Annotated in this window: 1 protein-coding gene and 1 pseudogene; both read left to right on the top strand. The window is 66.8% G+C overall.

Translation table 11 applies throughout. The features are described 5' to 3' along the window. Positions 1-437: 437 nt before the first annotated feature. Entirely contained in the window at positions 438-1,742 is a 1,305-nt protein-coding gene (locus tag Q4F04_RS15680; RefSeq protein ID WP_303370718.1) for an AAA family ATPase, read from the top strand. After that, positions 1,739-2,066 (top strand): annotated as a pseudogene (locus tag Q4F04_RS15675) (replication protein); the annotation flags it as partial. The gene Q4F04_RS15680 and the pseudogene Q4F04_RS15675, both read left to right, overlap by 4 nt.

The following is a 2,066-nucleotide window of genomic DNA, read 5'->3' as shown; positions in this document are numbered from 1 at the left end:
TCGCTGTCCTGTCCCCTGGCTGCCGGCGTCCCCAGAACGCTTTTCACCATCATGGGTGCATTAGTGTCCTCATCGCCCCGTCTGTCAAGCGTGCGCTGCTGTTGCGCCGCAACACCTGCCCGATCCCGAAAGGAAATATCGGTATCATAGGTTATGGGGGACATGCAGGATGTCCCCTATTCCGCCGAAGATGTCCCCTATTCCCGTGCGGCGGGACCAGGGATGTCCCCCAATTCCCGGGGGTCCTCCGCCCCTGCCCGGTCCGGCAACGGACCGGACGCCCGCCCCCGATTCGGCGCAACGGGACGCGGGCTGTGGCAGGATGGGCAGCAGAGGCCCGCTTTCCGTGATTCAGCAGAAAATGACTTTGCGCAAAATGCGAATTCCGCGTTAAAAGCGGATTCATGAAAAACAGCGTCCTGCAGAATGGGGAAAAGATGTATTCGCACGAAGACCTCGCGCGGCTTCAACGGCAGTCGCTGCGGATGCAGGGCTGGATCCGGCGCCAGACCTTCAGCCCGGCCGACGAGAAGACCCTGCGCCGGTTTTCCAGCTGGGAGGTGGCCGAGCTGATCTTCCGCATCAACCAGTCCACCTTCCGCGGCAAGCTGGCGGACGAGCCGAACCTTCCCCTCGGGGAAGTTCTGGACGACGGCCGCCAGCGCTGGTTCAGCCTCGACGAGATCAACGAATTGCGCCGCCGCATCCGCATCAACCGCAAGTCGCTGATGCCGCCGCGGCCCGCGGGCAAGCGGGCGCTGCGGGCGGCCATCGCCAATTTCAAGGGCGGCGCCGGGAAAAGCACGGTGGCGCTGCATTTCGCCCATGCGGCGGCGCTGGACGGCTATCGGGTACTGGCGGTGGACTTCGACCCGCAGGCGACGCTGTCGCATTCCATGGGCCTGAACAACGTGGACGAGGATCACACCGTCTGGGGCATCATGGCCCGCGACCTCGAACGCGAGACCGACCGCATGAACGCCGCAGCCCAGGGGGCCGAATCCGGCACCGCCCTGCCCCGGCGCAAGCTGCCGGCCTCGATCCGCGACATGGGCCTCGGCGCGCTCAGGCCCGCCGATTTCATCCGCCCCACCGCCTGGTCCACCATCGACATCATCCCCAGCTGCGCCAACGCGGCCTTTGTCGAATTCGCCAGCGCCCAGTACCGGCACCTGAACCCGGAATGGACCTTCTTCGCCGCCGTCTCGCGCTTTCTCGACAGCCTGCCGGACGATGCCTATGACCTGATCTTCTTCGACTGCCCGCCCGCCATCGGCTACCAGTCGATGAACGCGGTCTTCGCGGCCGACATGCTCTACATCCCCTCCGGCCCCGGCTACTGGGAATACGATTCCACCACCAGCTTCATCGGCCAGCTTGCCGAGGCGCTCGGCGACCTGTCCCACGGCTTTGAAAACTTCCCCGCGGGGAAGATCGCGCTGCCCAAGGCCTTCGCCGACCTGCGCTTCCTGATGACGCGCTTTGAGCCCTCGAACGAACTGCACCAGGCGATGCTGGGCGCCTTCCGCCAGGTCTTCGGCGAGCGGATGGCCGAGCATCCGATCGAACTGACCCGCGCCGTGGAACAGTCGGGCCGGTTCCTGTCCTCGGTCTACGAGATCGACTACCGCGAGATGACCCGCGGCACCTGGCGCCGCGCCCGCGCCACCTTCGACCGCGCCTATGAGGAATTCCGGGGCTATGCGCTGCAGGCCTGGGACAAGCTGGAGGACCGGGCATGAGCCGCAAGCGCCGGATGTTCGACATCGAACTGCCGAAGGACGACGAACCCGCCGCGGCAAAGGCGGGGGCGGAAACCTTCCCCGCGGGGAAGACCGACCAGCGCCGCGGCCCGATGGCGGCCGCCATTGTCGAGACGGCGGAATCGCAGCGCGACCGCGCCCGGATCGAGGCGGGCATCCGGGCCGAGAACGACGCCCTGGCGCAGGAACATGTCCGGCTGAAGCGGGCGGGCCTGATCGTGGACCTGGTGCCCCTGGACGCGGTCGACACCCGCAAGCTGATCCGCGACCGCACCCCGGCGCCGGACCCGGAACTGGGGGAAC

It is taken from the genome of Paracoccus sp. (in: a-proteobacteria) (genome assembly GCF_030536915.1).
Taxonomy (GTDB): domain Bacteria; phylum Pseudomonadota; class Alphaproteobacteria; order Rhodobacterales; family Rhodobacteraceae; genus Paracoccus.
The sequence above is the reverse complement of the archived record's forward strand: the minus strand, read 5'-3'. Positions and strand labels throughout refer to the sequence as shown.